Genomic DNA, 25,680 nt, shown 5'->3' on the forward strand with positions numbered 1-25,680 from the left:
TCCTGGGATGACCTGTACGTCGTTACCGATCAACGGAATTCGTCCAGCAGCCAACCACCGGTGGGTCCGCGGACGACGGTGGCGACGACCGTGGCCGGGGGCAGTGACTCCCGCTTGCCGTCCGGGTAGACGACCGTCTGCTCGATGCCGATCTTGAATTGCTGCCGGTTCGGGTCGGCGCCCGCGGGCGCCTTCTCACCGGAGGCGAAGGCGAACGCCTCGACGTGCGCGCCCGCCTTGGCCCACTCGGTCCAGCGCAGCACCGGCCGCGGGGTCTCCACGCTGCCCGTCGGGGTATCCAGGACCCGGATCAGGCTGGGGCCCAGCCATTTCCGAGCCCGGCGCAGGGCGTCGCCCTCGGATTCGGTGGCGGGGTACCAGGTGTAGATCTGTTCCAGCGCGGTGACCGCGACACCGTCGGCGGTGGTCGGGTCGGGGGCGGGGGCAACCTCGAGCAAGCGAGTAGTGGACGTGGGCGGTTGCGCGGCGGTCGGTTTCGAGCCGCCGCCGGTGGAACCGCTGCCACACGCGGTGGCCAGCATCGCGACGCTCAGCACAACCATCACCACCTGCGAAGGGCCTCCCCTCCAGGCTAGTCGCCGACGCAACATCACGCGGCTCATGTGCCTCGCTTGGCGTCGTGAAGGGTCTCCACCAGGGTGCGATTCATCTCGGCGGCCGCGGCCAGCTGCTGCTGCAGCAGCGCGACCTTGCGGCGCAACGCGATAGCGTCCATGCGTTCCAGCCCGGGGCTCTCCGCGGCGCGCACCCAGTTGCGCACCGAGTTGGTGTGCACGCCGATCTGGTCGGCGACCACCCGGCACGCCTCCGATTCCGAGCGCAGTTTGCCGGTCAGGGCGATGACCTGCTCGACGGCGGCCTGGCGGACCTCCGGCGAGACTCTTCGATAGGACCGGTGCGGCATCATGCGGCGCTCCCCTTGTCCGAGCCGCGGCTCGCGGTGGTCTCGGTGAATTCGCTGAAACGCTGGTTGGTGTCGTGGATTCCGCTCTCTCGCTCGGAGAGGGTGAACTCCATGTGGAACGGGATCCCGGGGCGGCGGTCCTCGCCGATCTTGAGCAGGAACTTGCCGGTGCCGGGCGCGGGCGGGCGGGTCTGGCCCGGTTTGAGCGCGTCACCGGTGAGCGCCTGCGGCGCGGACCAGCTGGTCACCATCTCCTCCTCGGCGGAGGTGAAGGGCACGGTGGAATCCAGGCGCGCGATCTCCTCGGCCGGGAGCGCGCCGAAGATCTTGGCGCGGGCGCGTTCCAGGAAGCCGAGCGCCTTGGCGATGGCGGCTTCCGAGCCCAGCGCCTGAAGGTCCTTGATGGTGTGGCTGATCATGATGAGCGAGGTGGCGATGCCGCGCTGCAGACGGGTGAGCTCGTCGACGCGGTCGACCATGAAGTCGCCCAGGCCCAGTACCTGCCACAGCTCGTCCATGACCACCTGGAAGTAGCGCTGCGGGCCCAGGTCGGCGTCGGCGAGCACGTGGGCGGCCTCGACCGAAGCGAAACCGTCGGCCCAGCAGGCCAGCATGACGGCGGCCTTGAGTTTCTTGTCGCCGTTGGGGATGTGGGAGACGTCGATGCAGACGGCGGTGGCATTGGTGTCGATGGGAGTCGTGGTGTGGCCGTTGAAGACCGCGCCGAACGGACCCTGGGTCAGCGCGCGCAGCGAGCGGCGCAGGCCCTTGATGGCCTCGTGGAATTCGTCCGGATTGTCCGCGCCCGCATCGAGTTGCAGCTCGTCGCCGCCCGCCACGATCACTTCCAGCAGGTCCTCGATGATGGGCGGCTGGTCCGGGGTGAAGCCGCTGCCCTCGCGGTAGAGGATGCGCAGGCCGGTGGAGATCAGGGTCTCCTCGAAGTCGCGCACCCGCGCGCCGCGCACCAGTTCCACCAGACCGGCCACCAAAGTGACCTGGCGGGCCCGCATTTCCTGCATGACCTGGGTCTGGAGTTCGGGGAATTCCGCGAGCAGCGGCACGATCGAGCCGAGCACACCCGCGGCGAGCGGGTTGAGCTTGCCGTGGCCGTAGCCGAGGTCGATGACCTGACCGCCGACCAGCTCCACCAGCTTGCGGTAGTCGGGCTTGACGTCGGCCAGCACCAGCGGCGTGATGCCCTGCGCGACACCGCCGAGCACGATGCGCCGCACCAGCGAGGACTTGCCGAAACCGTTGAGGCCCAGCACGAAAAGGCTCGGCGCGGTGATGAAGCTGCCGCGCATGAACCAGTTCATCGGGTCGAAGCACACCGGTGCGCCGGTGTGCAGATGCGACCCCAGCGGCGTCCCGATCAGCGGCGCGCCCGCGCCGACCGACCACGGCCACAGTCCGGCGACCTGCGCGGTGGTGGCCCGATACTCGACCGGCCGCCCCACCACGTTCATCCGGCCGCCGCCCGCGCCGATGTACCCGCGATCGGTGAGTTGCGCGGTGGTGCGGTCGAATTCGTCGAAGCTGCCGTATTCCATCCGCTCCGCGCGCGCCGCGAAGTTGCGCCGGCGCAGATCGTCGGTGTGCAGCCGGAAGGTCGCCCACGCCGCCTTGATGCCGCTGCCCTCGCGGGCGGTGACCTCGAGTTTGGCGCGGGTGCTGTCGTCGAGCAGTTTGGGCCCGGTCTGCTTCTTCTTCGCCGCCGCCTTGCGCGCCGCGGCCCGCTTGGCCGCCGCCTCGCGGTCGACGGGCTCGGCGGCTTTGTCCCGCTTGCCCTTCCGCCCGCTCCCGCGCACCCGCTCCTCGGCGGCACGGTCGGGCCGCGTACCGCGCGCCGGGCGGTTACGTGCCGATCGCTCCCCCGGTTCTCCGTCGGGCCGCGTCGGGCGAGCCCGCCCCGGGGTCCCGGCACGGCCGCCCAGGTGGACCCGGTCCGGGTCGGTGGATCGCGGCGCGGCATCGCCGCGGCCGGACCGATTGCCCGGCAGGCGTTCCGACCGGTCGGCACCGCTCGGGCCCGATTCACCCGCCCGTTCCGTTCTCGGATCGGCGGCTCCGGCGCGCAGCGCATCGCCCGGCCCGGCCTCGGCGCGCACCGCGATCTCGCGGCCCGCCCGCGCGCCGTCACTACCGACGGGCACCGCCGATTCGGTTGCGTGACCGGCCGGTTCGAGTGCGGGCATGGCGGGACGGCGGCGCTTGACCGGCGTGCTCACGACCTCCCCGACCGCCTCGCCAGGCTCGCGGACCGCCGATTCCCCGGCGGCGGACCGGCCGGGGGCGACCTCGGCCGCCACCCGCGCGGTCTCGATCGTGAGCTCGGTCTCGACGACGACCACGGTCTCGGTCCCGGTCTCGACCACGAACTCGGTTTCGGTCGCGGACGCGACCGTGTACTCGGCCATCGCGGCCGCCGACTCCGAATCGGCCCGCGGCGCACTCCCGGCCCGGGACTCAGCACGCTGTAGCCCTTCCCGGGACCCCGTGCGCTCCAGTCCATCCCGCGACGCCGGAGGCTCCAGTCCATCCCGCGACGCCGGAGGCTCCAGACCTTCCCGCGACGCCGCGCGTTCCAGCTCCGCCCGTGGCTCCGGGCGCCGCGGCTCGGCGGGCGCGTCCGGCTCGGCGAACTCCGCGGAGTAGTCGACCGGGGTGTCGCGGCGGAGCATGCGGCGGTCCGGGAGGGTGCCGCGGCGGGGGCGGTGTTCGTCGCGCAGCACGCGGGAGGGCGTGGGCGGGAACGGATCCGGCTCCTCGTAGCGGTCGTCCGGGGCCGGGTCGCGGCGAGAGCCGCGCCGCGCGGGCGGCGCGGCGTCGCGTTCGCGGACCGGGGGTTCGAAGTCACGTGGCATGGTGGGTTACCCCGCAAGTGCTTTCGGAATGGTGGCGTGTTCGGGGAGGATCACCCCGCAGCCGAGGGACGCCGCGAACGCCGCCGCCTGATAGCGGTAGCAGCGGCGGATCTTGAGGCGGGCCTGGGTGGACAGATCGCGGGTGATGGCCTCGATGCGGGGCAGATCGCCGCGCAGCGGTTCGGTAATGGTGACCAGCGCGCCGAAGCGGGTGACGCCGTGGCCGCGGGCCTGTTCCTCGCGGGCCTGCTGGGTGGCCCCGACGCGCAGGGTGGCCGCGGCGGACACCACGCCACGCTCGGATTGCTGTGCCACCAGGGCGTTCTTGTAGTCGTCGTCGACGATCTGGGCGGCGTCACCGGCGGAGTGCGGGCGGTAGACGATGGTGATGCGCTTGCGCGGCACCTCCGGGTTGGGCGCGAGCAGCCGCTGCAGCACGCGTTCGTCCACCGCGCCCTCCGGGGCGGTGTCCATCTCCCAGGTGACCGAGCGGCCGCCGTCGTGAATGAAGTGGTCCCAGCGCTCCTCGTGCGAGACCGGACCGGCGTCGGCCCAATCCAGCCCGTGCCCACCGGGTTCGCTCGCGGCCACCTCGAGGTCGGCCTGGGCGGCCGGGTCGTAGCTGCGGCGGATGAAGGAGATGATCTCCTCGGCGGCCATGGGCTGGGCGCGAACTCCGGCCTCCGCCAACGCCGCACAGATGCCGGGCAGGCGGCGGCCGATCTCCACGGCCTCCTCGGCCGGGTTCTTGCGGCGCTCGGCGGTGGTGGCCTTGAAGGTGATGGCCACCCGCGGCAGCAGCTGCACCCGCTCCTGCGGCAGCTCGGTGGCCAGCTCGTACATGACCTGCTGGGCCAGATCCGGGGCCTCGGGCCGGGTGATGGTGGAAACCTCGGTGAGCAAACGGTTTCCGGTCTCGGGCACGGTGTCGATGACCGGCACCACGGCCACGATGTCGGAGGTCTGGCCCAGCGAGGCCAGGAAGGTGCCCCAGGCCCCGACCCAGCGGTCGATGACCGGCTGATCGACGGCCTCGTGGCCCTGCGGCCAGGCCCTGAGAACGACTGTGTACTGGGCGAATTGCGGTAGGTGGATCATGCCGAAGCTGTAGCCGCCCGCGTCGATGCCCTCGTACAACCGCGACGGGGCCATCAGCCCCGGCAGCCGGGTGACGCCGCCGGGGATGCGTGAGAAGCGCCCGCCCCGGTACACGTGCTCGCCCTTGGAACGGCCGCGCAACCAATGGAACATCATCAATCCGTTCTCGTAGCCGGAGCGGCCCCCCGTCCGCCACACCAGTGGAACCATCACGACCGTGCCGAGGCCCGCCACCACGGCGGCCGGTTTCGGCCCGGCCGCCAGCGCCGTGAGCAGCGCGGTGATCACGACGGCGAAACCGACCACAGTCTCACCCCAGCGCAGGCCGAAAAGTCCTGCGCTGCGGGGCTTCTGCCACAGGCCGTACGAGCGGCGCTCGTAGGTGTCGGTCATCGTCATCGCGGAATGGTGCTCCTGCCGAGGTCGGGTGAACGGTTGACCCAGCGGTCACCGGCCAGGTCGCCCGCGGTGGCCTCGGCCTTGCCGAGGGATGCGGTCGCCGCGCGCACCTGGGCCACCTTGTTGGCGACCCGGGACGCGCCTGACGGTACTGCGCCACCGCCGCCTTGGGCCGCAGGACTCGCGGCCGCGGGCGCACCGGCGCCACCGCCGCCCGGCCGGGGCTGGGGTGTGGGTCGTGGAGCGCCGCCGCCACCGCCGCCGGGACCGCCCGGGCGAGGCGGCCGTCCGCCGCGTCCCATACCCGCGTAGCCCGGGGCGCCGGTGGCCGCGCGCGGGGCCACCGCGCGTGAGCCGACCGCGCCGAGTGCCGCGATGCCGAACAGGGTGCCGGTGGTGGCGGCCAGACCCGAACCGCCGGAACCGACAATGGCGACCTCGCCCGCACTGGCCAGGCGCATGAGCGCGGGCAGCACGAACGCCACGGTGCCCAGCAGCACGATGGCGACCAGCATGCGCTGGGCCTCGTCCGCGTCGGGCAGGTTGGTGGTGCCGGTGCGGTCGTCGGTGGCGCCCGCGGTGGTGAAGGCGATCATGTAGACGATCGCCGCGACCGGCTTGTAGAGCATGAACGCGATGATCCAGCGGATCAGCTTGTTGTAGGAGGTGCGCCCGATCGAGGTGCCCGAACCCGCCGCCGCCAGCGGCAGCACGCCCGCGGCCACCACGAGCATGCCCTGGCGCACGATGGCCAGCACGATCTGGGCCAGCGCGCCGAGCAGGCCGACAATGGCGATGATCAGCACCAGGCCCGGTGAGAAGGCTTGCAGCTTGGTGGTTTTCACCATCAGCTCGGCCATGTCCTTGGCATTGCCGTTGGTGGAGTCGTTGATGATCCACTCGGCGAACTTGTCCGAGGCCTGGGTGGCGGCCACGATCACCGCGCCGAGCATCCAGGAACTGAACACCACGCGCGCGAACATCCAGAAGGAATCGGTCGCCTCACTGACCGCGGCTCCCCGTCTCGCCTGGGCGAGTTTGAGACCGGTCAGGATCACCGACACCATCAACAGGAGTATCTGCGCCTGATAGGTGTAGTCGTTGATCTTGGTGAATAGTGTTCCGGCGTCACTGACCCGGTCGTTGGGGATCTTCATCCAGAAGGTCAGCGCCAGGATCAACGCCTCGCCCAGGCCGTTCATCAGCGAGTCCACCACCTTGCCGAAGGTGGAGTCCCACGCCTTGTCGCGCACGGCGGCGGCGGCATCGGTGGGGTGGGTCGCGACATTGCCGGCCTTGCACGCCGCCGAGGCCGCGTCGCCGAGCGAGATGCCGGGCACGCCGAGCCCGTCGAGAGAGTCGTGTAATTCGTTGCAAGCCTGGTCGAAACCGTACTGCTGGCCGTAGGCCACCGTCGGTGTCGCGATCATGACGGTGAAAACGACCGCGAAGATCGTGACTATCCGCCTCAGCATGTGGTCCACCTTTCGATGGGTCGCGATGCCATGTTCTCGAACATTTCCGGATTCACCATCGGGTCCACCCCGCCAGCGAATCCACATTCTCGGTCTGCGAGGTCTTGGAGGTCGACGGCTTGAGCCGCCAGTCCCCCGCGTCCCAGACCATGATCAAACGCACTGCCGCCCACCACTGCCGGTTGTCCACCACCGGCCCGCGCACGGCCAGCCGAACGATGGCCATGTCGTCGGCGTAGTTCTCGATCTGGAAGCCGTCGGAGGCCACCAGGTAGCGGGTCACCTTCTCCGGCTGCTGTTTCGGCAGCCGCTGATCGGCCAACGCCTGGTCGTAGGCGGTGAGCTGTTCGGCGGGCACGCGCACCTCGCGCACGTACAGGTCCCGGTCGGCCGGGCGGGCGTTGAGCCGGTAGGTGATCTGCGCCGCGGCCAGCGCCGCACCCTGCGGGGTGTGCGAATAGCCCACGGCCACACCGTTTTCCATCCGCGCCGGACCGTCGGAGGTGGAGAAGGGCACCGACGCGCCGTACACCCGCTGCCAGCCGTGCGGTTCGGTCAGGCCCTGGGGCGCGGCGGTGAGCCAGTCGGAGTCGGTGGTCTTGCGCTGCTTGGCGGTGTCCTGCGGCAGCGGCTGTCCCGCCGAGTTGTTGGGGATGTCGACGCGGCGGCCGAACAGATCCACCTCGGGCGAAGCGAATCCGGTCGCGCCGGAATCGGAGGCGGTCACCGGAGCGGTGCCGACCTCGGGTTTGGCGCTCGGCTTGGAGCGGTGGCCGAAATAGACCACCAGGCCGGCGATGACTATCACCGCGACCAGGGCGGCCGAGGCGATGACGCCGAACGAGACGCCGTCGCGCTCGGACGACTCCTTCTCGCTCATCGCTTCGCCTCCACGGTGTTGTTTACGAGATCGGTTGTACCAATGGATAATTCAGCTGCCCGTGCCCCTCAGGTCGGCAGCAGGGCCAGCGCGATACCGCTGGCCGAGGTCGCCATGATCGCGCCCAGCAGGCTCATCACCACCCCGTGCGTGGCCTCGTTGGCGGCCAGGTCGTCACGGAAGGCGTACCAGAGCCGTCCGGCCGCCAGGATCATCCAGGCCAGGCAGAACAGCAGCACGCACCACAGCAGCCAGTCGATGAGCTGCATCAGCGGCCGGACCACGTCCGACGGCATCTGTTTGTAGGCCAGCACGGCCACGGTATCCATGGCCGCGGGCACGAGGGCCCCGGGCATTAGGTGATCACAGCGTTCATGATCGTGCCCGCGCTCGTGGCGACGATTCCTCCGATCATGGCCCCGGCCACCATCTTCGGCGACTCCAAACCGCCTCCCGTCCACTTCTCCCAGGCGAACCGGCCACCGGCGTAGGTGATGCCCAGGATTCCCGACAACAGAACGAACCAGGTGAAATACCGAACCAGTTTCAGCAACTTGTCCGACGCGGGCGGCGCCTCGGGGGTCGGATTCCCGACCCCCTGCCCGAGGAATTGCCCGTACACATCATGGATGGCGAGAAGCATGCTCATTGTCTGTCCTTATGCACTTGCAAACTGTTGAATACCAAGCTGCTCAACGCGGTCCGTACGGCTCCTGAGGCCGCTGTGGAGCCGGCCGTGATGTCTGACGGACCGTCCAAACAATCAACGCGACGATGCCACCCACGAAGGCCAGCGCTCCGACCACGATCGCCGACCACACGAGAAATCGCACCAATTTCAGCATCGAATCCGCTTCGGGCGGCGCTTCGGGCGTGGGGTTGCCGACCTGAGCCAGTACGTCGTATGCACTGTGCACAGTTGTGAGAAACATCGTGCACTCTCTCCAAATATCCTGCGGTGCCATCGATTTCGACACCCGTGACCACCATCCGGCTGGAATCGCTTCGCACGCAGCGTGTTCCATGCACAATCATGACTCATCCTCCCGGCTCCGCTCCGAGGTGCCCGGAGTGTCCAGGGCGGTCTGGACAGCGGCCAAGATACCGGTGCCCAGCTCCCGCACTTCCGGTGTGATCTCTTCCAGCGGATCGGATTTGCGCTTGCGCTGGACAGGGAGCGGGTCGCCCGGCGACCAGACCGGCAACTGGTCGGCCTCGACCAGGGTCCATTCCTCGTGCCAGGGCAGCTGCCACACCTGCCCGGCCAGCGAACCGACCACGTCGCGGTAGCGGCGGATCTCGGCCGGGATCCGGCCCGGGCGCGCGGCCACGGTGATCAGGCCCAGCACCTCACTCGGGCCCGCGAGCCCGGCGTGATGCTGGCGCAGCAGGTCGTGGGCGCGGGTGAGCCCGGGGATGGTCTCGCGGGCGACCAGCACCACGAACGGGGATTCCCGGTCGAAGACGCCGGGCCAGCGGCGATACGAATCCGCCGCGGGCGCAAGCACATGCGCGAGCGTCGTCGCGCCCGCGCCGCCGTGCACGCCGAGCAGCCACACCAGCGGAGCCCGGCCGCCGCCGGGTACGGGTCGGTCCCAGATCGGTGCGCGGCGGGATTCCGGCGGCGGCACCACACCGGCCGCCAGGGCGGCCCCGGAAGCGGTGTTCCGGTCGGAGGATCGGCGTTCCTTCATGGCTGCGGTCATGATGCCACTCCAGCAAGCAGGCGGCGATACGCGCGGCGTGTCTCGGCTGCCAGGTTGCTGTGGCGCACCAGTTCTCCGCGCGCGAGGTGCGAGTCATAGGGTATCTCGACGATCTCGCGGACCCACCCGTCCAGATGCTCCCGCAAATGCTCAGCGATCCGAGAATCGCTGCCCGGCAACTGATGTGACACGACAATGGTGGTGTCGCCGACAATGCCGTCGCCGGGACCCTCGCCCTGGCCGCCGAACTGGTCGTCGAGCCATTCCAGGGTGACCCGCAACCGGTTGGCGGCGTCCACCCGCGCCGGAATCGCCAGCACCAGCGCGATATCGGCGTCCTCGAGCAGCGGGCGCAGGTGGCGGCTGGCGATCGGACTGCCGCCGTCGTAGACCGGGGTATACCCGGTCTCACCGAGCGCGCGGGCGACGGTGAGATAGGTGGCGCGGCGGCGCAGCGGCGCGGGATCGCGCCACAGCAGCCCGATTCCGGACGTCGCGCGGGACAGGCATTCCTTGAGCGGCGCGGCCTCGTCGTCGCCGCGGCCGTAGAGCCAGGCCTGCAGGCTGATCGGGCTCAGGTGCTCGTCAGCGCCGCGCAGCGCGAGATCGCTGCCCGCGAAAGTGCCGTCCACGGCCACGGTTTGCGCGCCGGCGGCGCCCAGCTCCCCCGCGATGCCCAGGGCCGTGGTGGTGGTGCCCGCTCCGCCGCAGCCACCCACCACCAGGATCGGGCGCGGCGCGGGACCGGCGTCCCCGCCGTCGCCGCGCCGCTTGCGCAAGCGCATCACCGGAGCCTTGGAACGCGCGGCAGGGCCCGGCGATTCGCCCGCGTCGGGCACCTCGTCGAGCCAGCGGCTCCAGTCCTGATCCATTGTCTCCGCTCTCCTCGTTATCCGGCCGTAACGCCCGCGGCGGGTCCATGGTCGCCGATCATCGCGGGGGCCGTCATTTCGTTGTACGCCGCCGCGACGGCCACCGGGCCGGAACCGGGGCCCGCCTCGGGTGCGCCACCGGATTGCGGTGTGCCGCCGGGGGAATTCAGCACATACAGAGCAACTCCCCCGGCGGTGGCTAGCAAAACAATGGCAACAAACACGAAGGCCAGGCCGAAAAACCGCCGGGCCCTGGTGCGCTCGGAGCGGGCGGGCGCTTTCTCGTCGAGGGCGTCGAGCAGCTCGGTGGCGCGGTCGGGGTGACCGGCGCCGGTTTCGTCGCTCTCGGTGGGGAATTCGACGACCGTGCCGCCGCGGTAGCGGGCCGGCGGTGTGTACGAATCGCTCTCGCCGCGGTCGGTCATCCAATCCGACCAGGCGCCGTCGAAGTGGTTGCGGCGCAGCACCGATTCTGGCACCGGCGGGATGTCGTCCTCGGGTTCGGCGTCCCGGATGTAGTGCGGGAAGCGGGCCGGGCCGCCCTCGTCGGTGAAAGCCGGTTCGGTGTCGGGCTGTTCGGGGGCGGGCGCCTGGGCGTCCGGGTCCAGGGCGGGGTACCAGCGCGAGACTTTTTTGTACGACTTCAACATTTCCGCTGCGGGCACGTCGCTCTGCATCGTCTGACCCTCTCGGCGGTCGGTCGTGGCGGACGGTGTGTTGTCGTCGATCTTCGGTGGCGCTGGTCGGTCATAGGTGGCGCTGATCGTTCCGGTCGCGCAGGACAGCCGTTCGCAACGGTCCCGATCGAAAATTCTCTCGCATGAACAGGATTCCAACGACTCGACGCGCCGGACGACACTCCTCTGAATCCGCGCGCGCGTGCGAGTAGCAGGGTTCGCGACAACGCGTGAACGCCACGCCGACGGGGCGGTCTTCCCTCCGGATGGACCAGAATCTACATTAACAAGACCAAGAGTTTTGGAGGTTTTGTGAAGACAGCAGACATCGCCGCGGTGGTCACCGGCGGCGCTTCCGGATTGGGCCTGGCCACCGTGCGCGAACTGCACTCGGCCGGCGCGAAGGTCGTTATCCTCGATCTTCCCTCGTCCGACGGCAAGGCCATCGCCGAGGAACTCGGTGAGCGCGTGGTGTTCTCGCCCGGTGACGTGACCAGCGAAGCGGATGTGAGCGCCGCGCTGGATGCCGCCCAGGGCCTGGGCACGTTGCGAATCGCGGTGAACTGCGCGGGAATCGGCAATGCCATCAAGACGGTCGGCAAGCAGGGCGCGTTCCCGCTGGAGTCCTTCACCAAGATCATCAACGTTAACCTGATCGGAACGTTCAACGTCATCCGTCTGGCCGCCGAGCGCATCGCGGCGAGCGAGGAGGCCGACGGCGAGCGCGGCGTCATCGTGAACACCGCCTCGGTCGCGGCCTACGACGGCCAGATCGGGCAGGCCGCCTACTCCGCCTCCAAGGGCGGCATCGTGGGCCTGACCCTGCCGGTCGCCCGCGACCTGGCCTCCTACAAGATTCGCGTGATGACCATCGCGCCGGGCCTGTTCCACACCCCGCTGTTCGCGACCCTGCCGCAGCAGGCCATCGACGCTCTGGGCGCGCAGGTGCCGCACCCCTCGCGCCTGGGCGACCCGGCCGAGTACGCGGCCCTGGTGCGCCACATCGTGGAGAACCCGATGCTCAACGGCGAGGTGATCCGCCTCGACGGCGCGATCCGCATGGCCCCGCGGTAAGCACGCATACCCGACGGCACCGGGTGTGAGCGGCTCGCTCGCACCCGGTGCCGTTCGCGTTCGGGCACCGCGAATGCGGTGCGGCACCGGCACATCGAGGCCCGCCGCCACAAATGAGACATGCGCTCAGCGCGCGACCTCGGCGGCCCGCTCGGGCAGCAGCGCCAGCAGTTGCCGGGTGTGCCCGGGGATCTCCTCGTCGATCAGGCCCTGGAACAGATCGCGCAGCGGCAGCGGCTGATCGACCAGCAGCGTGCCCGCGGATAGCAGACGGGTCGGTACGAGGGTGTCGAGCTCGGGGCCGGACAGCGCCGCCGAGCCGAAACCGCAGAGGATCTCGGCCTGGTGGCGCAGCCGCTCGCACAGATCGCGCTGACCGCCCGCGCGCTCGATCACGCGGTCGATCGTCCAGGTATCCAAGGCGACCCGATTGTCGTAGCGGGCGTGTTCGCCCGCCGTCACCCGCGCCGCGGTGGCGATGGTGGCAGCGGTGATCAGGGAGACGTGGGCCAGAATCCGGTCGGCGTCCCATTCACCCGGGGCCGGTGGCACGGTCCGATCCGAATCCGCCACCGTGGCAGCGGCTTCCAGGAGCGCGCGATAGGCCTCGCGCAAGGCGCTGGTATCGAACATCAGGAGCGGCACGCCCGTTCCATTTCCCAGGGGGCCTGCGGGAGCACCTCGCCGGTCTCGAGCAGCGACTTGAGATTGGCCAGCACGGCGGGCCAGCCGCTCGAAATGCCCTGTAGCATTTCCTCGTTCGGCAGGTTCTCGTGGGTGACGGTGAGCCGGACGATGTCCTGGTGCGACTCGATCACGAAGGTCACCACGGACGGCGAGCGGTCCTCCTCGGGCGAGTCCTCGAAGGTGAGGACCAGGCGGTGGGGCTCGTCGACCTCGAGGATCTTGCCGATCACGTCGTTCTTGCCGGATCCGTCGACGCGGCGGTGCTCCCAGTCCGAACCGACCCGCCAGTCCGAGATATTCGCGTGGCCCCAGTACCGGGCCGTCAGGTCGGCGTCGGTGAGGGCCTTCCATACCTGTTCGGCACTGGCGTGGATGTAGGTGACGTAGACGTAGTTCGGGACCGTGGCGGTCATGGCGTACTCCTCTGCCTGGTTCTTGATGGCGCGCAGGACATCGAGCCGGGGGCGGTCGAACACGGAGATCCAGCGCTGTTCGATGTCGTGAATCGGTGTCGGATTGATGTAGTGCACCCGTTCGCGTCCGCGCCGCACCACGGTCACCAGCCCGGCGCGCTCGAGAATGTCGAGGTGCTGGGTCAGCGATTGCCGCGCCATCTGGACGCGCTCACACAGTTCACGCAGGGTCTGACCGTTGTGCTCCCGCAGCCGGTCCAACAGTAGGCGGCGGGTGCCGTCGGCCAGGGCCTTGAAGACCGCGTCCATATCGGGTTCGGGTTGCACGATTGAATTATGCAGGCATTTACCTGCATAAGTCAACGGCGGGAGCCGCGGCGCGCCGGACACGCCCCGGCCGCACCCCCTTTCAACTGGGAATTTCGTTCTCGGACATGACAATCCGCGCATTCGCGGTCAAGATGATCAACGGCCCCCGGCCAGAATCGACATCGTTGTCTCAGCAGCGCCCCGGAGTTTCGCGGCGCGGACAGGAGTGCCAGTGGCGACGCCGCCGCAGACCTCGCAGCCCTCGTCGGTGATCGTGGAGACGATCCCCCCGGCGCGCATCGGCACCCGTCTGGCCCACCCCGTCCTGCGCACCACGCTGCAGCAGTTCCTGCGCGCCGGCGCCTGGGTCGCCGACCTCGGCCCGCTCCCGGCCGAGCTGATCTTCCGGGCCACACGGCTGTCGGAGAAGCCCGCCGCCGTGCTCGGCACCCCGCGCGGCGTGCGGCGCGAACCGCTGCGATTCGAGCATTTCGACGCGGAATGGCTGTGGAGCGCACCGGTTCCGGACCCGCGGGTGGATCGCGAGGCCGCGATTCTGTACCTGCACGGCGGCGCGTTCATCGCGGGCGGGCTCAACAGCTATCGCCGCCACACCGCGCGCATGGCCGGGTGGAGCGAGTTGCCGGTGCTGACCGTCGACTACCGGCAGCTGCCCGACGCCCACCCCAACGAGAGCCTCGACGACGCGCTCACCGCGTACCGGCATCTATTGGCCGAGGGCTTCCCGCCCGGGCAGATCATCGTGGCCGGTGATTCCGCGGGCGGCGGCCTGGCCCTGCGCCTGGCGCTGACGCTGCGGGAGCTGGGTCTGCCGCTGCCGGTGGCGCTGTCGGTCACCTCGCCGTGGGCGGACTTCGACTCCACCGCCCGGCTCGCGCACCCCAACGCCCGCTACGACGCGGTGCTGCCCGCCGCGGGCCCGGACATGGTGGTGCGGCGCGGCATCACCGTCGACGGCGTCCTGGATCCGGCCTGGTCGGTGGTGAATCACGACTTCACCGGGCTGCCGCCGATCCTGCTGCAGGTCGGCTCGCGCGAAATGCTGCTGGCCGACGCGCTCGCGGTGGCGAAGCGCGCCGAGGCAGCCGGGGTGGCGCTGCGGTTGCAGATCCGGCCCAGCGCTCCCCATACCCTCATCCATCTGGGCGCGGGCCTGCTCGCCGACGGCCGCGACGCCGCTCGCGACGCCGCCGACTTCCACCGTGCGATGATCGAACCCGGACGATCCGGACGCAACGCGGCCTGATTCGCGACCGGCGTCCCGATCCGAGAGACCGCGATTCCCAGGAGGCCGTGATGTCCCCGGAGAACCCGATGTCCCAGCCCGACAGCACCTCCCGCCCGGCCGTGTTCGTCACCGGCGCCGCCGCCGGTATCGGCCGGGCCATTGCCGCGCGCTTCGCCCGGCAGGGCTGGACGGTCGGCCTCTACGACATCGACGCCGAGGCGGTGCGCGCCACCGCCGCCGAGCTCGGCGGCCACACCGTCACCGGCTGCTTCGACGTCACCGATCCCGCGGGCTGGGAGCAGGCGCTGAAGGAGTTCGCCGACGCCACCGGCCGCCTGGACGTGCTGGTCAACAATGCGGGCATCCTGTATTCCGGTGCGTTCGGCGAACTTCCGATCGAGCGCCACCATCGCCTGGTGGACGTCAATGTCAAGGGCGTCCTCAACGGCTGCCACACCGCCCTCCCCTACCTGCGCCGCACCCCGGGCAGCCGGGTCGTCAATCTCGCCTCGGCCGCGGCGTTCTACGGCCAGCCCGGTCTGGCCACCTACGGCGCGACCAAGGCCGCGGTCCGCAGCCTCACCGAGGCCCTCGACCTGGAATGGCGGCACTTCGGCATCGAGGTCAGCGACCTGCTCCCGCTGTTCGTCGCCACCGACATGATGACCGAGGTGAACCGCGGCTCGAAGTCCGCGACCACCCTGGGCGTCCGCCTCACCCCCGACGATGTGGCGGACGCGGTGTGGCACACCGCGACTCACCGCCGCGGACTGCGCGGCCCGCATGTCCTGGTGGGTCTACAGACCAAACTCACCAGTCTGGCCAGCCGCCTCGCCCCGCCCTTCCTGGCCCGCGCGTTCACCGGCTGGATCAGCGAGGCCGATTCACTGTAGGACGATCGGGAATCGATACCCGAGCTTCATCCTCGGGTGGCGACCGGTTCGATCGCGTCCACCGGGAGCGCGAACGGCGCGGCGGCGGGCCGCGACCGGGGTGGGCGGGCGGTGGCGGCCCGCATCAGCAGCGCGGCCAGACCCAGGTAGCCGCGCAGTGCGGGTAATGAGAAGGCCAGGGATGCGACGGTTTCCGTGGTTCCGGCGGGTAGCGGCCGGTCGGCGAAGCGGTCGGCCAGCCAGTTCTCCGACAGCGGGGCGGCCAGCAGGCCGAGGCTGACGTGTCCGCCCAGGATGTCGCGCAGGTAGCGGACCGAGGTGCCGCCGGCGCGGTAGCGGTCGACGAGCCGGTCCACATTGCCGCACGGGATGATCAGGTCGTGCACGCCCTGCACCACCAGGATCGGGAAGCGGGGTGGCCGGTCGCCCGGATTGAGATCGGCGAGCACCGCCCGGACCTCGGGCAGGGTGCGCAGGGTCGCGAGCGCCCCGCCGTGGTGGTCGTCCATGCGGGATCGGCCGCCGCGCAACAGCAGTGGGATGGTCGCGGCGGTCTCGGCGCGGTCCAGCAGCTCCAGCGACGCGCCGTCGAGCTGGGTGCGCAGGCTGCGGTCCAGGGCCGGGTAGGCGCGGCGCAGGCCCGCCAGGCACAGGGTGGCCAGGCCACCGAAGGTCGACCCGTTGAGCCGGAAGAAGGTCGCCTCCAGGTCGCCGACGGGCGAACCCAGCACCGCCGCAATGATATTCAGCTCCGAGGCGTAGGTCGCGGCCAGCTCGGCGGCCCAGGTGGTGGCCAGGCCGCCGCCGGAATAGCCCTGCAGCGCGACCGGGCTGTCGATGGGCAGGTCCAGGAACTCAGCGTGGCGCGCAGCCCGTCGAGGGTGCGGTGGCCGGGTTCGCGGGGCGCGCCGAACCGACCCGCGGTGCCGACGTGATCGGGGACCGACACCGCCCAGCCGCGGGTCAGCGCGTGCTCGATGAGCAGCAGCTCGAACTGCGGAATCGCACCCAGCGCGCGAGCGCCGCGCCGGAAGGCGTAGGAGGGCAGGCATTTCGAGGCGACCGCGTCGATGGCGCACTGGAACGAGACGACCGGTCGCGGGGCCGCGGGGTCCGCGCCGAGCGGCAGCAGCACGGTGGTGACCGCCGCCTCGGCGCGCCCGTGCAGGTCATTGCTGCGAAACAGCAACTGGGTGGCGGTGATTCGCTGCGGTATCGCCCCGAGCAGCGCCAATTCCACCGGCCGCGACCGTACTACCGCGCCCGGCGCGACCCGGGCCAGGCCGCGCGGCCACCGGTAGAACGGATCCACTTCGGGCAGCGGCGGCGTTTCCCCGAAACCGGACGCGATAATGCCAATCCCCTTTCGACCGAACGGTTTCCGACAGCAATGCTCATCCCACGGCGGTGCGCGCGCCTTCCTTCCGAGCGGCCAGCGCGAAGCGTAGTTCGCCCCGGCGCGCGACGGCGAGCTTGCGATATACCCGGGTCAGATGCTGCTCGACCGTGCTCGCGGTGATGTTCAGGGCATCGGCGATATCGCGGTTGCGGTGGCCGAGCGCGGCCAGTTCGGCGACCCGGCGCTCGGCGGGACTGAGCGTTTCGAGCCCCCCGGCGGCCGGAACCTCCCGAGCTTCCGGGTCCGCGGCCGCGTCGACCCCCAACCGCGTCAGCAGCGGTTCGCACCCGCAGGATTCGGCCAGCCGCGCCGCCTCCCGCAGCGGCGGCCGGGCCCGGTCCGCCTCGCCCAGCGCCCGGTAGGCGTCGCCGAGATCGGCCAGCACCGTGGCCAATTCGAGCTCGTCGCCGCCGGTGCGGGCCAGCGCCGCGGCCCGCCGCAGCAGCGTCACCCGGCGCAGCGGATCGCCGGTGGCCGCCAGCAGCCGCAGCGACACCCCGCCGGTGTGATGCTGTTCGGCCCCGCCGATGGCGTCCAGGTGCCGGGTCGCGAAGGTGCGGGCCTGCACCCGCTGCCCGGCCACCAGGCCGGCCGCGGCCAGGTCGTTGCGCCACGGCGCGAGCCAGGCGAAGTCCATCCCCCACTCGTCCATGAGCCGCCCGCAGCGCCGGAAGTGCCGGTGCGCCTCCTCCCCTCGCCCGGTGGCCAGGCAGTGCTCGCCGAACGCGCGCAGATAGCCCAGCGCGAAACGGGAGTCGAACAGCGCGCGCGGCACCGGCCGTTCCAGCTGGGCGGCGGCCTCGGCGTGGCGGCCCTGGGCGGTGAGCGCGCGCACCAGCACCCCGATCGGGCGGCCCAGCCAGACCCCGAGCGGCTCGGCGGGCAGCAGGTTGAGCGCGATCAGCGCGTGCCCGGCCGCCTCGGTCAGATTGCCCTTGCGCAGTAGGGTTTCCGCGCGCGCCGACGCGAACAGCGCCTGCCAGGTCGGGGCGCGGCGGGCGGTGGCCTCGGCCAGCAGGGCCGTGCACCAGGCGTCGGCGGCGTCCAGGCGATCGGTGTGCAGCAGGCAGTCCACGGCCGCGACCAGCACCTCGACGGTGACGGGGGTGAGCCGGTGCTGGGCCAGGATCCGTTGCGCGGCGGCGGCGGTCCGGGCGGGCGGGCACTGCTCGAGCAGCCCGCACAGCAGCGCCGCGGCCTGCCGGTGCGCCGAATCCCGTTCCGGCGGTGCGGATTCGCCGCCCGGCCGGAGGTCGGCGGTCCATTCGTGGCGCTGGGCCTGCACCGGATGGGTGTAACGCAGCCAGGCCCCGAGGAATTCGAGCCGGTCCACCGGTGAACCCGCCCCGTCCGCGCCGCGCCGCAGGCGGACCAGCGCGTGGTCGGCGTGCAGGGTGTAGCCGTGCCACAGCATGTGCAGCGCGGTCATGGACAGGTCGGGGTAGGGTACCCGCCCCGTGCGCAGTGCCGCCTTGAGCCGCCCGAAGTTGCGGGTGCGGGCCGAGGGGTTGATCCGCCATTCCACCGCCACCAGCCGGGTGGCGATGGCGGCCCGCTCGTCGGCGCGGCGACTGGCCCGGTACGCCAGCTCCAGATGTGTTCCCGCGCTGTCGAGTTCATCGGCCTCGTAGGCGTAGTCGGCCACTTCCAGTAGCACCTGGGCCGCCCAGGAGCCGCGCGCGTCACCGGCCGCGACCAGATGCCGGGCCACCGCCTCGGCCGGAAAGCCCGCGCGGTACAGCAGTTCCGCGGTGGCGCCGTGCAGCGCCCGGCGTTCGTCGGCGGGCAGTTCGCGCAGGACCCGCACGGCCATCTCCGGGTGTGGACGGCACTCCCCCACGATCAGTCCGGCGGCCGCCAATTCCGCGACCACCGTGCGGATCTCCTCGTGCCGGGCCGCCAGCAGCGCCGCCACCCGGTCGATATCGGCGGCGGCCCCCAGCACCGCCACCGCCCGCGCGACCCGCAGCCGGGCACCCGCACTTTCCGGGGCGCCGGTGAGGTCCGCCGCGCTGCCGGACTGATTCGGCGTGGCGGCCGAACATCGCATCCCCCCGCCGGCCCCCACCGGCATGTCTTCTCGGCCCCACGCGACCGACCGCGCCATCTGTCGTCCCTTTCACCCTTCGGATGCGCCCGACTGACAGGCGTGGCACGGCGAGCTTCGGTGTGCTGGAGCGGCATCATTGCAGCGAGGGCGCGTCTGGCGCCCGGGATCAGCCGGGGCACAACGGTTTCCGGTGGTCACCGACGGGCGGGTACCGCCCGCCGGTGCGAATTCACCGAATGAAATCTACTGTCAAACAGTGTATTTCAGATTCGTTCAGGAGGCGGCCTCAGCGGCGACGAGGGCAAGCGGCCGGTAGGCCAGGGCCGCTGCCGAGTTCTCGTCCGCGGCCAGGAACACCACGGTGCGGGCCTCGTCGAGCATGCCCTGGGTGGCCGCGTTGAGGTAGCTGTGCACCGGGCCCGCCGAATACGGGTCACCGGCGAACGGATCGATGCCCGCCACCGCCGACGACGGAATCCCGAGCCGGTAGGCCACCCGCTCGCGGAAGCCGGGCACCGGGGCGGGCGCGAGCAGAACGGCGCTGCCCGTGGCGAAATCGCCCGCCGTCAGGCCCTCACCGGCGAAGCATTCGCGCAGCGCCGTCTCGGCGAGGGCGAGCGGATCGCCGGCGGTGGCCTTCACCGTGAGCGCGCTGCGGCCGCCGGTGCCCGCGGCCTCGAGATCGGCCCAGGCGGTCGAGCCCGCCGACGCGGCCTCGGTGGTGTAGATGCGGCCGAATCCGCCCGCGCCGCCGGAGGCGTGCAACAGGATCGCCGCGCCGCTGGCGGTGTAGGGGAAGTCCTCGCGGCCGCGTTCGGTGGTCGGGTGGGTGTCACCGGCGACGATGAGCGCGTACTCCACATCTCCGAGCCCGGTGAAGCATTGCGCCGTCATGAGCGCGTGCACGACTCCGGTGCCGCCGTTGAGCAGGTCGAAGGAGAACGCGGGCACCCGCCCGGTCGAGTATTCGAGACCGACTTCCAGGCGCTTCTGAATCAGTGCCGCCACAGCGGGTTCGGCGATATTGCTGTCGCGGAACACACCCGCGTTGATCACCAGGCCGACCCGGTCCGGCGAGATCTCCGCCGCCGCCAGCGCCTGCTTGCCCGCGCGGGCGGCCAGCTCGAAATAGCTGCCGGTATCGGTGTCGGTGCACACCGCAGCCGAAACGATTGCCGTGCGCCCACCCGTCGCCCCACCGCCACCCCTGACGGACTCGCTACGCGATGCCGTATTCATTTCACGCCTCCAGCCGGGAGATGGTCGCGGCGAGGTGCCCGGATACCACGCCGGACGCCTCGGGGATCAGCAGCACCTTGGAGCCGCGCGGAATCTTGTGCTGCGCCAGGTGTTCACGCAGTACCAGGAAGTGCGAGGTGGAGGCGGTATTGCCGTACTCGGAATACACATTGAGCGCCTGCGGCATCGGGGTGTCGAAGTGCCGCTCGGTGAGCGAGCTGATGTATTCGATGGCCGGGCCGCTGCACTGGTGGTGGATCCAGTAGTCGTACTTCTCGCTCTCCCAGGCCCGCCCGGTCTCCAGCAGGAAGTCGGCCATGCGCGAAATGCCCTGCAGGAAGCGGGATTCACTGGCCAGCGCGCGATTGTCGGTGTACATCGCGATGCCGGTGGTCTTGTCGCTGGGCTGGCCGATGCAGTGCTCGGCGCCCGCGGAGGTGGTCATCAGTTCGATGTAGTGGATCTCGTCGTCATCGTCGCCCTGGTCGTCGACCACGACCGCGACCGCCGCGTCGCCCACGGTGAGCGCCGCGAACTGCGGGTCGTAGGGCTTGGAGATCTCGCGGGTGGCGGTCTCGGCGATGGGCGTGATCTGCTCGCCGCTGACCACCAGGCCCTTGCGCACCACCCCGGCCTTGATCATGCGGTCCAGCACCAGCACGCCGGTGATCATGCCGGCGCAGGCATTGGACAGGTCGAAGTGCAGCGCCTTGCTCGCGCCGATGGCATTGCCCAGCTGCGCGGCGAAAGACGGTGCGTAGCAGAACTGCCCGGGCCCAGTGAAGCGGGTGATCGAGACCGAGATGATCACATCCAGGTCTTCCGCCTCGTACCCCGAGCGCTCCAGGCAGTCCTCGATGGCGCGGCGCGCCAGCACGAACGATGATTCGTAATTCTCCGGATCGGCGTCGTGCACCCGCCGATTCTTGATTCCGGTAATTCGCTCCAGGTCCAATGCCCTGGGCACGGAAAGGCTGTTGATCACGTCTTCCGTGGAGCGACTGGTACTGGGTGTGTACGCACCGATCGATTCGAAGCGTGTACGCATGGGGCCCCCTGCTCTCCGGACTGTGTGCGTCCTGTCGAATTTGGTTGCGGCGGCCGCAATTCGGTGTCCCCCGAGCCGGCCCCGCTGATATCCCGTAGCCCCGATGCCGAGTGAAACGCTACCGTACCCACGGGTAGTCGCGTGTCACACGAGTCACACGAATCACACTGCACTCGAGTCACTTTCACCGCCAAACCGCTGGAAGACGCTGGTGAATCGGCGAATTCACGGCCACCGCGGCCAGGACCCGTAGGGGTGGAATAGGGGGTGGCATGGAACCGGTGTCGGTACCTGAAGACACACTAAACCCGTTGTATATCAAGTGAATACGGATCGCCACCGGTAGCGGTTCGATGCCACCCCGTGTAGCCTCACCGATACATTCCTCGCATTCCTCGACAATTCACTGGGGGAAGTGTGTCGCATTCCTTGCCCACCATTTATTGGCGCGCTCTCGATCGTTTTCGCGATATCGTCGCCGCTCATCCCGAGCGGGAGGCGGTGATCTACGCGAACGGAAAGAACCGAGCCGGCCTGCCCGAATACGAACAGCTGACCTACGCCGAACTCGACGCCTGGTCGGAGACCATTGCCGAGCGGTTCGCCGAGGCGGGCGTGGCCCGCGGTGTGCGCACCATCGTGCTGGTGCGGCCGGGCCCGGAGCTCTACGCCGTGCTGTACGGGCTGTTCAAGATCGGCGCGGTGCCGGTCGTCATCGACCCGGGCATGGGCATGTTCAAGATGCTGCGCTGTCTGCAGGCCGCCGACGCGGAGGCCTTCGTCGGCGTCGCGGAGGCTCAGGCCCTGCGCATCGTGTTCCGCGCCCACTTCCGCAAGGTGCGGGTGGCCGTCACGGTCGGCCGGTCCTGGTGGCAGGGCCCCACCCTCGACAGCTGGGGCCGCACACCGGCGTTCACGCTGCCCGGGCGCGAGCCCGCGCCCGATGACGAGCCGCTGCTCATCGCCTACACCACCGGCAGCACCGGACCGGCCAAGGCGGTGATTCTCACCCACGGAAATCTCAGCGCCATGGTCGAGCAGGTCGACGACGCGCGCGAGCACGTCGCGCCCGGCACCTCGCTGATCACCGCGCCGGTCGCGGGCATCCTCGAGCTGCTGCTCGGATCCCGTTGCGTGCTACCGCCGTTGATCCCCTCCAAGGTCGGTGCCACCGATCCGGCGCACGTGCTCGACGCGGTGGGCCGCTTCGGCGTGCGCACCATGTTCGCCTCACCCGCGGTGCTGATTCCGCTGCTGAACCACATCGAGGCGCACGGCGGGTCGCTGGACAGCATCCAGAGCATCTACTCCGGTGGCGCGCCCGTCCCGGACTGGTGCATCGCCGCGCTGCGCCAGGTGCTGCCCCGGGACGCCAAGGTGTACTCCGGTTACGGGTCCACCGAGGCGCTGCCCATGGCCACCATCGAATCCCGGGAACTGCTGGGCGATCTCGTCGAGCAGGCGCACCAGGGGCAGGGCGTGTGCGTGGGCCGCCCGGCGCTGCACGTGCGAGCGCGCATCATCGCGGTGACCGACGATCCGCTGCCGCAGTGGTCGGATGTGGAGGCGCGCGACCCGGAGCTGGCCGTCTCGCGCGGCATCGGCGAGCTGGTGGTGTCCGGGCCCAACATCAGCACCCGATACCTCTGGCCCGCGGCGGCCAACAAGATCGGCAAGATCGCCGACGGCGAGGTGATCTGGCATCGCACCGGCGATCTGGCCTGGATCGACGACGCCGGGCGGATCCGGTTCTGCGGGCGCAAGAGTCAGCGCCTCGACACCGCGGGCGGGCCCATGTTCACGGTGCAGGTGGAGCAGGTCTTCAATACCGTCGAAGGCGTCGCGCGCACCGCGCTGGTGGGCGTCGGCGAACGCGGCGAGCAGCAGCCGGTGCTGTGCGTGGAGCTCGAGCCCGGCGCCGACCAGGCCACCGTCGAGCGCGAATTGCGCGGCCGCGGCGACGAATTCGACATCACCAAGCCGGTCTCGGAGTTCCTGTTCCACCCGAGGTTCCCGGTCGACATCCGCCACAACGCCAAGATCGGCCGCGAGAAGCTGACCGTCTGGGCGGCCAAGCAGCTGGGCAGCTAGCCATGCGGACCCTCGCACTGCTGGAGGTGATCATCCGGATGGTCACCGACGAGCTGGCCAGCCGCATGCGGCACGGAAAGGGACACACATCGTGAAGGGTTGGGTGGCACCGTGAAGGTTCTGGTGACGGGAGCCTCGGGCTTCCTCGGCGGCGCGCTGGTGCGCCGCCTGGTGCGCGACACCGACCACGAGGTGTCGATCCTGGTGCGACGCACCAGCAATCTGCGCGATCTGGCCCGGGTGATCGATCGGGTGCGCCGCGTCGAGGGCGATCTGAGCGATCCGGAATCCCTCGACCACGCGGTCACGGGCGTGGATATCGTGTTCCACAGCGCCGCCCGGGTGGACGAGCGCGGCACCCGGGCACGGTTCTGGGCCGAGAACACGGTGGCCACCTCCCGATTGCTGGCCGCCGCGCAGACCGCGGGCGCGCGGCGATTCGTGTTCATCTCGAGTCCGAGCGCGCTCATGGACCGTGACGGCGGCGATCAGATCGATATAGACGAGTCGGTTCCGTATCCGAGTCGCTACCTCAACTTCTACTGCGAGACCAAGGCCGCCGCCGAACGCCTTGTCCTGAAGGCGAATACGCCCGAATTCACCACCGTCGCTCTGCGCCCGCGCGCCATCTGGGGTGCGGGCGACCGGTCCGGGCCGATCGTGCGCCTGCTGGAACGGGCGGCCGCGGGGACGCTGCCGGATCTGTCGGCCGGGCGCGAGGTGTACGCCTCGCTGTGCCACGTCGACAATATCGTCGAGGCTTCGCTACTGGCCGCTGCCAGCGAGAATGTTGGCGGCAAGGCGTATTTCATCGCCGACGCCGAGAAGACGAACGTCTGGCGGTTCCTCGGCGATGTCGCCGAGGACCTGGGCTGCGCCCGGCCCAGCCGCAGGCTCGACCCGCGCGCGGTCGGCCTCATCGTCTCGGCCATCGAAAACCTCAGGCGGATACCGTATCTCGCCGAGCATTGGACGCCACCGCTGTCGCGCTACTCGGTGGCGGTGATGACCCGCTCGGGCCCCTACGACACCTCCGCCGCCACCCGCGATTTCGGATACCACCCCGTTATGGACCGCGACACCGGCATGGCCGAACTGAAATCTTGGCTCCGCAGCACGGGGGTGATCGCCGGATCCACGCACTGACCAGCATTCGGGCGCTCCCCTAAAACTTGTGTTACGCGCGGTACCGGCTAGCATGGGCTCTACCGCGCGAGGGCGAGTCGGTGCTGACGGCCCTCGGGGCCGCGACGCAGCACAGCACCGCTACTCAATGAGGAGAGCGCCCGATGCCGGAGTTCGACTACCACGGCGTATCCGTCGCGTACGAGCACGCCGGGTCGGGTGATCCGATCCTGTTCCTGCACAATATCGGCGGCGACCGCCGCATCTGGGCCGATCAGACCCGCGCGCTCGCGGCCACCCACAGCGTGTACGCCCTCGATCTGTTCGGCTACGGCGACTCCGACTCCCCCGCGGGCGGGTACACCGTCGACAACTACGTGCGGATGGTCTCGGAATTCATCGCGGCGCACGGGCTGACCGATGTGACCATGGTCGGCAACTGCTTCGGCAGCGCGCTGTCGCTGCTCTACGCGCGCCGCGAGTCTCAGAACGTGCGCGCCCTGGTGCTGTGCAGCCCGCTCACCGCGGCCACCCTGCGCCCCACCCCCACCGGCTGGACCGCCCGCGCGGCAGCGACCATGCCCCTCGACTCCGTGGTGGGTGCGATCCGCCTGCCCGGTGTGGCCGCCAATCTCGTAGTGCGCGAACAGCTCGGCCCGCGCGGGCGCGGCATGGGCGCGGCGGCCTTCGCGGGGCTGCGCGCCCGCTGGAGCGAGCCGCGCCGGCTGCTCCCGCCCGCCGCCATCGCCCGCGACCTGCCGAAGCTGGCCGCCCTGGACGACTTCCGTCCCGGCCCCGGCTTCCCGCCCGTCACCACCATCTGGGGCGCGAAGAACCGCATCCTCTCCGCCGCCGCGGGCGCGCGCCTGAACGCGACCCTGTCGCCGGTGCGCGCCATCGAGCTCCCCGACTGCGGCCACCTGGTCATGCTCGAGGAACCCGAAACCGTCACCGGCGCAATCCGTTCCGCCACCCGCACCGCCCTGGCGGGCTGAACTCCCCGGCGGGGTTCGGGGCGACAATATCGGCCGTTCGACACTGGCGAACGGTGCGAACGGCCGGTTAACACTTCGAGTCCAATCACACGGATCCGAATTCGGTTATCCCGTGGCGACCGGGTTCTTTATTGTTTCCATACGGTAGTACCCGGGTCCGGGATGATTATCGCCACGGCGAAAAATGAGCCGAATCAGTTCTAGTGTCC

General features: G+C 70.2%; 23 protein-coding genes and 1 pseudogene. 6 read left to right on the forward strand and 18 right to left on the reverse strand.

What is annotated here, in order from left to right:
- Positions 1-29 precede the first annotated feature (29 nt).
- From NS2_RS18190 to NS2_RS18245, 12 genes are all read right to left on the reverse strand, one after another.
- Positions 30-563 (reverse strand): hypothetical protein, encoded by a 534-nt coding sequence (locus tag NS2_RS18190; RefSeq protein ID WP_228102915.1) that lies wholly within the window; start codon positions 561-563, stop codon positions 30-32.
- A gap of 56 nt (positions 564-619) precedes the next feature.
- Positions 620-928, reverse strand: a complete 309-nt coding sequence (locus tag NS2_RS18195; protein ID WP_033088661.1) for a transposase — start codon at positions 926-928, stop codon at positions 620-622.
- The gene (locus NS2_RS37580) at positions 925-3,792 is read right to left on the reverse strand and encodes a hypothetical protein (protein ID WP_228102754.1); all 2,868 of its coding nucleotides are present in this window, start codon (positions 3,790-3,792) and stop codon (positions 925-927) included. Before NS2_RS37580 ends, NS2_RS18195 begins: the two co-directional genes overlap by 4 nt.
- A 6-nt stretch (positions 3,793-3,798) precedes the next feature.
- Positions 3,799-5,289: an SCO6880 family protein gene (locus NS2_RS18205; protein ID WP_033088662.1), complete on the reverse strand. Its 1,491-nt coding sequence runs from the start codon at positions 5,287-5,289 to the stop codon at positions 3,799-3,801.
- Positions 5,286-6,764, reverse strand: a complete 1,479-nt coding sequence (locus NS2_RS18210; RefSeq protein WP_033088677.1) for a hypothetical protein — start codon at positions 6,762-6,764, stop codon at positions 5,286-5,288. Before NS2_RS18210 ends, NS2_RS18205 begins: the two co-directional genes overlap by 4 nt.
- Positions 6,765-6,816: 52 nt before the next feature.
- Positions 6,817-7,644, reverse strand: a complete 828-nt coding sequence (locus tag NS2_RS18215) for a DUF8175 domain-containg protein (protein ID WP_033088663.1) — start codon at positions 7,642-7,644, stop codon at positions 6,817-6,819.
- Between the two features lie 68 nt (positions 7,645-7,712).
- Entirely contained in the window at positions 7,713-8,000 is a 288-nt protein-coding gene (locus NS2_RS18220) for a hypothetical protein (protein ID WP_228102753.1), read from the reverse strand.
- The gene (locus NS2_RS18225; RefSeq protein ID WP_033088664.1) at positions 8,000-8,293 is read right to left on the reverse strand and encodes a hypothetical protein; all 294 of its coding nucleotides are present in this window, start codon (positions 8,291-8,293) and stop codon (positions 8,000-8,002) included. Before NS2_RS18225 ends, NS2_RS18220 begins: the two co-directional genes overlap by 1 nt.
- A 43-nt stretch (positions 8,294-8,336) precedes the next feature.
- Positions 8,337-8,621, reverse strand: a complete 285-nt coding sequence (locus NS2_RS18230; RefSeq protein ID WP_143161360.1) for a hypothetical protein — start codon at positions 8,619-8,621, stop codon at positions 8,337-8,339.
- A 54-nt stretch (positions 8,622-8,675) separates the two neighbouring features.
- Positions 8,676-9,350 carry a hypothetical protein gene (locus tag NS2_RS18235; RefSeq protein WP_370737303.1) on the reverse strand — a complete coding sequence of 225 codons (675 nt, stop codon included), beginning with the start codon at positions 9,348-9,350 and terminating at the stop codon, positions 8,676-8,678.
- The gene (locus NS2_RS18240) at positions 9,347-10,222 is read right to left on the reverse strand and encodes a MinD/ParA family ATP-binding protein (RefSeq protein WP_033088665.1); all 876 of its coding nucleotides are present in this window, start codon (positions 10,220-10,222) and stop codon (positions 9,347-9,349) included. Before NS2_RS18240 ends, NS2_RS18235 begins: the two co-directional genes overlap by 4 nt.
- Positions 10,223-10,239: 17 nt before the next feature.
- Positions 10,240-10,899, reverse strand: coding sequence for a hypothetical protein (locus tag NS2_RS18245; RefSeq protein ID WP_052086601.1), 660 nt, complete (start codon positions 10,897-10,899; stop codon positions 10,240-10,242).
- Positions 10,900-11,211: 312 nt separating this feature from the next.
- Here NS2_RS18245 and NS2_RS18250 point away from each other — a divergent pair, with 312 nt between their 5' ends.
- The gene (locus NS2_RS18250) at positions 11,212-11,973 is read left to right on the forward strand and encodes a 3-hydroxyacyl-CoA dehydrogenase (RefSeq protein ID WP_033088666.1); all 762 of its coding nucleotides are present in this window, start codon (positions 11,212-11,214) and stop codon (positions 11,971-11,973) included.
- Between the two features lie 126 nt (positions 11,974-12,099).
- On the opposite strand, the gene NS2_RS18255 is transcribed toward NS2_RS18250, so the two are convergent.
- Both NS2_RS18255 and NS2_RS18260 read right to left on the reverse strand, forming a co-directional pair.
- Complete coding sequence (locus NS2_RS18255) at positions 12,100-12,618, reverse strand: hypothetical protein (protein WP_197707827.1); 519 nt, start codon at positions 12,616-12,618, stop codon at positions 12,100-12,102.
- Entirely contained in the window at positions 12,606-13,382 is a 777-nt protein-coding gene (locus tag NS2_RS18260; protein ID WP_033088667.1) for an ArsR/SmtB family transcription factor, read from the reverse strand. Before NS2_RS18260 ends, NS2_RS18255 begins: the two co-directional genes overlap by 13 nt.
- A 232-nt stretch (positions 13,383-13,614) precedes the next feature.
- On the opposite strand from NS2_RS18260, the gene NS2_RS18265 reads away from it, so the two are divergent.
- On the forward strand, positions 13,615-14,649 hold the full coding sequence (locus NS2_RS18265; protein WP_033088668.1) for an alpha/beta hydrolase: 1,035 nt from the start codon (positions 13,615-13,617) through the stop codon (positions 14,647-14,649).
- Between the two features lie 50 nt (positions 14,650-14,699).
- A complete protein-coding gene (locus NS2_RS18270) occupies positions 14,700-15,524 on the forward strand; it encodes an SDR family oxidoreductase (RefSeq protein ID WP_228102752.1) in 825 nt (274 codons plus the stop codon).
- Between the two features lie 26 nt (positions 15,525-15,550).
- Here NS2_RS18270 and NS2_RS38475 read toward each other — a convergent pair.
- The 4 genes and pseudogenes from NS2_RS38475 to NS2_RS18290 all read right to left on the reverse strand — a co-directional run bounded on the left by NS2_RS38475 (position 15,551) and on the right by NS2_RS18290 (position 21,179).
- Positions 15,551-16,836 (reverse strand): annotated as a pseudogene (locus tag NS2_RS38475) (lipase family protein).
- 82 nt (positions 16,837-16,918) lie between these two features.
- Positions 16,919-19,030 (reverse strand): helix-turn-helix transcriptional regulator, encoded by a 2,112-nt coding sequence (locus tag NS2_RS18280; RefSeq protein WP_045438320.1) that lies wholly within the window; start codon positions 19,028-19,030, stop codon positions 16,919-16,921.
- 216 nt (positions 19,031-19,246) lie between these two features.
- The gene (locus NS2_RS18285) at positions 19,247-20,131 is read right to left on the reverse strand and encodes a beta-ketoacyl-[acyl-carrier-protein] synthase family protein (RefSeq protein WP_052086604.1); all 885 of its coding nucleotides are present in this window, start codon (positions 20,129-20,131) and stop codon (positions 19,247-19,249) included.
- A gap of 82 nt (positions 20,132-20,213) precedes the next feature.
- Complete coding sequence (locus NS2_RS18290; RefSeq protein WP_306455145.1) at positions 20,214-21,179, reverse strand: 3-oxoacyl-ACP synthase III family protein; 966 nt, start codon at positions 21,177-21,179, stop codon at positions 20,214-20,216.
- Positions 21,180-21,689: 510 nt separating this feature from the next.
- Between NS2_RS18290 and NS2_RS18295 the strand changes: the two genes are divergently transcribed.
- From NS2_RS18295 to NS2_RS18305, 3 genes are all read left to right on the forward strand, one after another.
- A complete protein-coding gene (locus NS2_RS18295) occupies positions 21,690-23,351 on the forward strand; it encodes a fatty acid CoA ligase family protein (protein ID WP_045438333.1) in 1,662 nt (553 codons plus the stop codon).
- 111 nt (positions 23,352-23,462) lie between these two features.
- The gene (locus tag NS2_RS18300; RefSeq protein WP_045438336.1) at positions 23,463-24,497 is read left to right on the forward strand and encodes an NAD-dependent epimerase/dehydratase family protein; all 1,035 of its coding nucleotides are present in this window, start codon (positions 23,463-23,465) and stop codon (positions 24,495-24,497) included.
- A 143-nt stretch (positions 24,498-24,640) separates the two neighbouring features.
- Complete coding sequence (locus NS2_RS18305; protein WP_045438323.1) at positions 24,641-25,471, forward strand: alpha/beta fold hydrolase; 831 nt, start codon at positions 24,641-24,643, stop codon at positions 25,469-25,471.
- Positions 25,472-25,680: the final 209 nt, after the last annotated feature.

The sequence above is a fragment of the Nocardia seriolae NBRC 15557 genome, from assembly GCF_007990715.1.
Classification (GTDB): Bacteria; Actinomycetota; Actinomycetes; order Mycobacteriales; family Mycobacteriaceae; genus Nocardia; species Nocardia seriolae.